The sequence below is a fragment of the Streptomyces sp. NPDC037290 genome, assembly GCF_055603245.1.
In genome coordinates this window covers 470,490-477,145 of record NZ_JBVJVZ010000002.1, presented here as the reverse complement: position 1 = coordinate 477,145, position 6,656 = coordinate 470,490, and the positions used below count along the sequence as shown (strand labels likewise).

Below are 6,656 nucleotides of genomic sequence, written 5' to 3'. Positions count from 1 at the left end.
CCCGCACGCGAGCCCCCCGTGGACACGGGCCCGGCAGACGGCCAAACCCCGACAGCGCCCGCCGTACCGGCTCAGGCCGCGTCGGCGAAGTGTTCCTCCACCAGGTCCCGGACGACATCCAGGTCACGGGAGATCAGCGCGTCCAGCAAGGCCATGTGCTCCGCCGCGTCCGCCACCAGGTACGCCCGGCCGTGCCGGACCGGCGGCCACTGGGACCGTCGGTGGAGGTCCGAGGCGATACGGACCAGCTGCTCGTTGCCCGACAGGGCGAGCAGCGCGCGGTGGAAGGCCCGGTCGGACTCCGCGTACGCCGCCGGACAGCCGGAGGCCGCCGCCCGTACCGTCTCCTCCGCGAGCGGACGCAGCTCGGCCCAGCGTGCGGCCGGCAGCGTGCGGGCGAGCCGCAGCATCACCGGCACCTCGATGAGCGCCCGCACCTCCGCCAGCTCGGCCAGCTCCCGCGCACCCCGCTCGACGACCCGGAAGCCGCGGTTCGGCACGACCTCGACGGCGCCCTCCAGGGCGAGCTGCTGCATGGCCTCACGCACGGGCGTGGCCGAGACACCGAACTGCTCGCCGAGCACCGGCGCCGAGTAGACCTCGCCCGGCTTCAGCTCCCCGGCGACCAGCGCCGTCCGCAGCGCGTCCAGGATCTGTCCGCGTACCGAGGAGCGCTGCACCGCGGGCCGCGCCCCAGGGATCGGCCGCTCACTGTGCGTGTGCTCGCCACGTGCGGCGGCCGGGGCGGAGTCCCGCTCACGGAAGCCGCCCGAGTCCTCGACCGCGCGCGCCTGCACGGGCACCCGGGCAGCGGCGGAGCCCTGCACGCTCTGCTTCACGGGTCCCCCTGGCGGGCTTGTCGGCACTTGGGTCATTAACGGCGGGTTGTCACCTGTCCGTCAAGCACCTTAGGCGTCCGAGGCGCCAGTTCAAATTCACCAGCCCGGCAAGCAAGGTGAGCCTTGCCTAAAAAGACACGCTCCGATCATCCGCTGAGATCACCGGCGACGGACCGCGACTTTCCGGAGAACCACTCGTACCGGTAGTCTTATTCGAACTCAACTCCCGCCTACCATACGGCGGTTCGAGCAGAACGCCGCCGTGGGCATCCCCTTGCACTTCCTTGGCGGCCTCTTGCCCCGAAACCCCCTGAGGGCCCTCGGGAGTGGGCCACTATGGCGGGCGTTACGCCCTATCCCAATGCAAGGGACCCCTGATGAGACTGACCGACATATCGCTGAACTGGCTGCTTCCGGGCGCCGTACTGCTCCTGGGGATGCTGGCGGCTGTGGCGGTGCTCGCGCGCGGCAAGCGCTCCTCCGGGGAGAACGCGAGCGCGGACGACTCGTGGGAGCGCAGCGAGGAGCGCCGCAGACGCAAGGAGGCCGTCTACGGCACAGCCTCCTACGTGCTCCTGTTCTGCTGTGCGGCGGTCGCCGCCGCCCTGTCCTTCCACGGCCTCGTCGGCTTCGGCGAACAGAACCTGGGCCTGACCGACGGCTGGCAGTACCTGGTGCCGTTCGGCCTGGACGGCGCGGCGATGTTCTGTTCCGTCCTCGCGGTGCGCGAGGCCAGCCACGGTGACGCCGCCCTCGGCTCCCGGATCCTCGTGTGGCTGTTCGCCGCCGCCGCGGCGTGGTTCAACTGGGTGCACGCACCCCGGGGGGCCGGCCACGCGGGCGCCCCGCAGTTCTTCTCCGGTATGTCGCTCTCCGCGGCCGTCCTGTTCGACCGGGCGCTGAAGCAGACCCGCCGGGCCGCGCTGCGCGAGCAGGGCCTGGTGCCGCGTCCGCTGCCGCAGATCCGCATCGTCCGCTGGCTGCGGGCCCCCCGCGAGACCTACCGGGCCTGGTCGCTGATGCTCCTCGAGGGCGTCCGCAGCCTGGACGAGGCCGTCGAGGAGGTCCGCGAGGACAAGCGGCAGAAGGAGGAGACGCGGCAGCGCCGGCGCGATCAGCAGCGCATCGAGCGTGCCCAGCTGAAGGCCATCAGCCGGGGCCACCGCGGATTCGTCGGCCGCGCCGGCCGGCAGGTCGAGGTGCAGGCGGTGGAGCGTGGCCCCGCCCAGGCGACCGCGGAGCCTGCCATATCCACCCCGGAACCGCTGCCCGTACGCGCCCGTCCCTCCCTGCAGCCGGTCCGCAGCGGGTCCGCTGAGCAGGTGACCGTCGACCTCACCGCGGAGGACGACACCATGGCCCTGCCCCGCCTGGACTCCCTGGAGCGCAAGCTGAAGGACCTGGAGCAGCAGTTCGGCTAGCTCCTCCGCTCTGCCGGGCCGGGGGCGTGACCGCACGGGTCGCGCCCCCGGCCCGTTCCGGGCCTTGGCCCCGCCTGCCACCCTCCGGGCGTGTCCCGGCGACCGCGGAGCGTCACGCCGCCTCGGCGCCCAGTTCGAACCACACCGACTTGCCGACCCCGTGCGGCCGCACCCCCCAGGCGTCCGCGAGGGACTGCACCAGCACCAGCCCGCGCCCATGGGTGTCGTCGTCCGTGCCCGGGCCTCTCAGCTCCGGTCTGCGGGCCACGAAGTCCCGCACCTCCACGCGCAGCCCGCCCGGCTCCACGACCGCCGTGAGGACCGCGTCGTCGTCGGTGTGGACGAGCGCGTTGGTGACCAGTTCGCTGGTGAGCAGTTCGGCGATCTCCGAGCGGCCCGGTTTCCCCCACTGCCGCAGCAGTTCGCGCAGCGCCCGGCGGGCCTCGGGCACCGCCCTGAGATCCGCCCGCCCCAGCCTGCGCCGGAGCCGGTGTGTGTGTTCCGTGGTGGTGTCGGCCTCTTCCCCCGTCGTCGCCGAGGAGCCCCCGACGACCGCGGGACCGCCCCCTCGTGCCTGACTCTTCATGACCCCCGCCCGCACGCCGCTGGACCCTGCCCCTCCTGGTCGAACACGTTCACGGAGGATGCTTGCCCAGCACGAACCAGGGCAGTCCTGGCACATGCCCGATGACCGGCGGTTCGGCCACGGCCGTACGGCGTCCGGGCCGCCGGTCGGACCGCTCCGCACCCGGCTCGCCGGCCCCCCGTACGGCGCTGGTCGCCACGGACGCCCCGGGACGGCCAGGCAGATGCGTCCGGCACCGGCCGTCGGCACACCGTCACACGCCGTGAAAGTGGCCGAAATCCGCCCCTGCGCCGGGGTTCAGGGGCGGGGTACGTTGCGCAGGTTGGAGCGGGCCATCTGGAGCATGCGGCCGACGCCGCCGTCCAGCACGATCCTGGAAGCCGACAGGGCGAACCCGGTGACCATCTCGGCGCTGATCTTCGGCGGGATGGACAGGGCGTTGGGGTCGGTGACGATGTCGACCAGAGCCGGCCCCCGGTGCCTGAAGGCGTCCTTGAGCGCCCCGGCGAGCTGCTTGGGTTTCTCCACCCGTACCCCGTGGGCGCCACAGGCCCGGGCGACGGCCGCGAAGTCGGGGTTGGTGTTCGTGGTTCCGTACGAGGGCAGGCCCGCGACCAGCATCTCCAGCTCCACCATGCCGAGGGAGGAGTTGTTGAACAGGACGACCTTGACCGGAAGGTCGTACTGCACGAGCGTCAGGAAGTCGCCCATCAGCATGGAGAACCCTCCGTCGCCGGACATGGAGACCACCTGTCGGCGCCGGTCGGTGAACTGGGCGCCGATCGCCATGGGCAGCGCGTTGGCCATCGAGCCGTGCGAGAACGAACCGATGATCCGGCGGCGGCCGTTGGGCGAGACGTACCGCGCGGCCCACACGTTGCACATGCCGGTGTCGACGGTGAACACGGCGTCGTCCTCGGCGACTTCGTCGAGGACGGCGGCCACGTACTCGGGATGGATCGGGATGTGCTTCTCGACCTTGCGGGTGTACGCCTTGACCACACCCTCCAGCGCGTCGGCGTGTTTCTTCAGCATCCGGTCCAGGAAGCGCCGGTCGGTCTTCTCCTTCACCCGCGGGACCAGGCAGCGCAGCGTCTCGCGTACGTCGCCCCACACGGCGAGGTCCAGGCGCGAGCGGCGGCCGAGCACCTCGGGCCGCACGTCGACCTGGGCGATCTTCACGTCGTCGGGCAGGAAGGCGTGGTACGGGAAGTCGGTGCCGAGCAGGATGAGCAGGTCGCACCCGTGGGTGGCCTCGTAGGCGGCGCCGTAGCCGAGCAGTCCGCTCATACCGACGTCGTAGGGGTTGTCGTACTGGATCCACTCCTTGCCGCGCAGCGCATGACCGACGGGTGACTTGATCCGCTCCGCGAACTCCATGACCTCGGCGTGCGCGCCGGCCGTACCGCTGCCGCAGAAAAGAGTCACTCTCCCGGCCTCGTCGATCATCTCCACGAGGGCGTCGATCTCGGCGTCGCCGGGCCGGACCGTGGGCCGTGAGGTGACGAGGGCGCTCTGCGGTGCCTTCTCCGGAGCGGGTTCGGCGGCGATGTCACCGGGCAGCGCGACCACGCTGACACCGCTGCGGCCGACCGCGTGCTGGATGGCGGTCTGCAGCAGCCGGGGCATCTGCCGGGGGCTGGAGATCAGCTCGCTGTAGTGGCTGCAGTCCTGGAACAGCCGGTCGGGGTGGGTCTCCTGGAAGTAGCCGAGGCCGATCTCGCTGGAGGGGATGTGCGAGGCGAGGGCGAGCACCGGGGCCATCGAGCGGTGGGCGTCGTACAGGCCGTTGATCAGGTGCAGGTTGCCCGGGCCGCAGGAGCCGGCGCAGGCGGCCAGCTTCCCGGTGATCTGCGCCTCGGCGCCGGCCGCGAACGCGGCGGTCTCCTCGTGGCGTACGTGGATCCAGTCGATGGCGGCGTTGCGGCGCACGGCGTCCACCACCGGGTTGAGGCTGTCGCCGACCACGCCGTACAGGCGGCGCACGCCGGCGCGGACGAGGATGTCGACGAACTGCTCGGCGACGTTCTGTTTGGCCATGCACCCATGGATGCACAGGGAAAGCGGTTACGCCTCCCACACGGCCGCCGCCGTACGGTCGTCGGCGTAGCCCTTCACGCGCACCTGGGCGTCGGCGAGGAACGCGGCGAGCCCCGGTGGGGTGCGGCCGGACCAGCGGCGGGCGAGGTAGGCGCAGAGGGCGGCCTCGCCGCGCAGCGGGTCGGCGAGGCCCGCGGTGCACATGACCAGCGCATCACCCGGGCGGGCTACCGAGGCACGGAACCGGAACGGCTCACGGGGCGGCTCGGGCGCCGGCTCGTACGGGCTCGGCGGGGTCGGGATGCCGAGGTCCATGGTGAGCCGGTCGCCCTCGGGGGTCTCGGCGAACGTCCTCGCGGGCGGGGAGCCGAAGCCGGCCGCGGGCTCGCCGCCGGTGTCGTCGGGCGTGACTCGCGGCTCGATGTCCTGCCACTCCCCCTCCCGCAGCCGGAACAGGCCGCCGTCGCCGACGCCGAAGAAGACGCGCGTACGGCAGTCGGGGTCGGCGGGCAGCAGCAGGCAGCGCAGGCTCGCCGTGTACTCCTCCGGGTCGACGCCCTGCTCGACGGCGCTCCCCCGGAGCCTGCCGAGGCTGCGGTCGGTCAGCCGGTTCAGACCCGACTTCAGGTCGCCGCGCCGGGCCGCGCGGATGTCCTCCACGAGCCGGTGGTGGCTGCGGCCCACGGCCCACCCGATCCACCGGCACGCCTCGGCCGCCGCGAGGTGCGCGCCCGGTGTGCCCCGCACGCCGGTCGCCATCGCGACCAGCACCAGCGCCTGCTCCCCCGTCCCGAACCGGGCGGTCAGCAACGAGTCCCGCCGCGGCTCGCCCCGGTAGCGCGCCGAGTCCCCGCGCAACGACACGGCCCGCAGTGTGCACGCCCCGTACCGGGCACCGTCCAGCACGGTGTCCGCCACCAGCTCCTCGAGCCCCTCCGGATCGGCGACCGGCAGGGCGGTGGGCTCGGGATCGTAGGTCGGCGGACCCGAACCGACGTAGTCGAGGGCCGAGGGGGGTGGGGTGAGGGCCGACGGCACCGAGAGGGGCGTGGGGGCGGGAGCGGGAGCCCGGGTGGGCTCCGGCGGGTGGGGGGCGGTGGCGGCCGTAGGGGGCGCGGATGCGGGGGCCGGCGCGGGCGGGGACGGCAGGTGCGCCGGCGCGTCGTGGGGCTCGGGGGGTGAGACGGGCGCCCGCTCCGGCGCGATGCGCTCGGCGGGCGCGAATGGCGAGGCGGACGCGGACGGATCCCGTGGCTCGGGCGGGGCGGGTGGGGCGGGTGGGGGCTCGGGTCCGCGGGGGGCCGGGAACGCGGCCCGGGCGGGAGGCGTTCGCCCGGGGGCGTCGTCGCCGCTTGCCGGCGCTCCGGCGCCCCTGCCCGCGGCGTCGTCGGCGCTCTCCCGCGTGCCCGGTTCCGGCTCGCGCGGCGGTGCCGTGGCCGGTCGGCCCGTCACCGTCCGCTTCGCGGAGGCGAACCGGTCGTCCAGGGAATCGGGCGCGGCCGTGGGGCCCGTGTCCTCGGTGGAGTCGTCGTACAGCTGTCCCCACCAGTCGTCCTCAGGACCGGCGGACCTTCCCCCCTGCTGGCTCATGCCCCTGATTGTCCACCGCACGGGCGGTATGAAAACGGGGCATCAGGAAAATCCGGCCGCGCCGGCCATGTCGGGCTGCGCCGTCGGGTGAAAGCCTGAACAACCGTACGAGCGACGGCCGATGGCCGCCGGGCGGCCCCACCCCGAACTGTTCGCCTGCCTGCTGATCGCGGGGCGTGG

The 6,656-nt window shown here is 73.3% G+C and carries 6 protein-coding genes; 1 reads left to right on the top strand and 5 read right to left on the bottom strand.

The window, feature by feature from the left end; translation table 11 throughout:
* Positions 1-71: 71 nt before the first annotated feature.
* A complete protein-coding gene (locus tag ACZ7HQ_RS07835) occupies positions 72-875 on the bottom strand; it encodes a GntR family transcriptional regulator (protein WP_470986152.1) in 804 nt (267 codons plus the stop codon).
* A 341-nt stretch (positions 876-1,216) separates the two neighbouring features.
* On the opposite strand from ACZ7HQ_RS07835, the gene ACZ7HQ_RS07830 reads away from it, so the two are divergent.
* The gene (locus ACZ7HQ_RS07830; RefSeq protein ID WP_470986150.1) at positions 1,217-2,260 is read left to right on the top strand and encodes a DUF2637 domain-containing protein; all 1,044 of its coding nucleotides are present in this window, start codon (positions 1,217-1,219) and stop codon (positions 2,258-2,260) included.
* A gap of 112 nt (positions 2,261-2,372) precedes the next feature.
* Here ACZ7HQ_RS07830 and ACZ7HQ_RS07825 read toward each other — a convergent pair whose 3' ends face one another.
* From ACZ7HQ_RS07825 to ACZ7HQ_RS07810, 4 genes are all read right to left on the bottom strand, one after another.
* Positions 2,373-2,846 carry an ATP-binding protein gene (locus ACZ7HQ_RS07825; RefSeq protein WP_470986147.1) on the bottom strand — a complete coding sequence of 158 codons (474 nt, stop codon included), beginning with the start codon at positions 2,844-2,846 and terminating at the stop codon, positions 2,373-2,375.
* Positions 2,847-2,895: 49 nt separating this feature from the next.
* Complete coding sequence (locus ACZ7HQ_RS07820) at positions 2,896-3,045, bottom strand: hypothetical protein (RefSeq protein ID WP_470986144.1); 150 nt, start codon at positions 3,043-3,045, stop codon at positions 2,896-2,898.
* A 98-nt stretch (positions 3,046-3,143) separates the two neighbouring features.
* Positions 3,144-4,886 (bottom strand): pyruvate dehydrogenase, encoded by a 1,743-nt coding sequence (locus ACZ7HQ_RS07815; protein WP_470986141.1) that lies wholly within the window; start codon positions 4,884-4,886, stop codon positions 3,144-3,146.
* A 27-nt stretch (positions 4,887-4,913) separates the two neighbouring features.
* A complete protein-coding gene (locus ACZ7HQ_RS07810; RefSeq protein ID WP_470986139.1) occupies positions 4,914-6,476 on the bottom strand; it encodes a protein phosphatase 2C domain-containing protein in 1,563 nt (520 codons plus the stop codon).
* Positions 6,477-6,656 lie beyond the last annotated feature (180 nt).

Excerpts from the sequence above, each read along its gene's own strand:
- ACZ7HQ_RS07830 (WP_470986150.1), top strand. The coding sequence starts at position 1,217 with ATGAGACTGACCGACATATCGCTGAACTGGCTGCTTCCGGGCGCCGTA.
- ACZ7HQ_RS07835 (WP_470986152.1), bottom strand. The coding sequence starts at position 875 with ATGACCCAAGTGCCGACAAGCCCGCCAGGGGGACCCGTGAAGCAGAGC.
- ACZ7HQ_RS07825 (WP_470986147.1), bottom strand. The coding sequence starts at position 2,846 with ATGAAGAGTCAGGCACGAGGGGGCGGTCCCGCGGTCGTCGGGGGCTCC.
- ACZ7HQ_RS07815 (WP_470986141.1), bottom strand. The coding sequence starts at position 4,886 with ATGGCCAAACAGAACGTCGCCGAGCAGTTCGTCGACATCCTCGTCCGC.
- ACZ7HQ_RS07810 (WP_470986139.1), bottom strand. The coding sequence starts at position 6,476 with ATGAGCCAGCAGGGGGGAAGGTCCGCCGGTCCTGAGGACGACTGGTGG.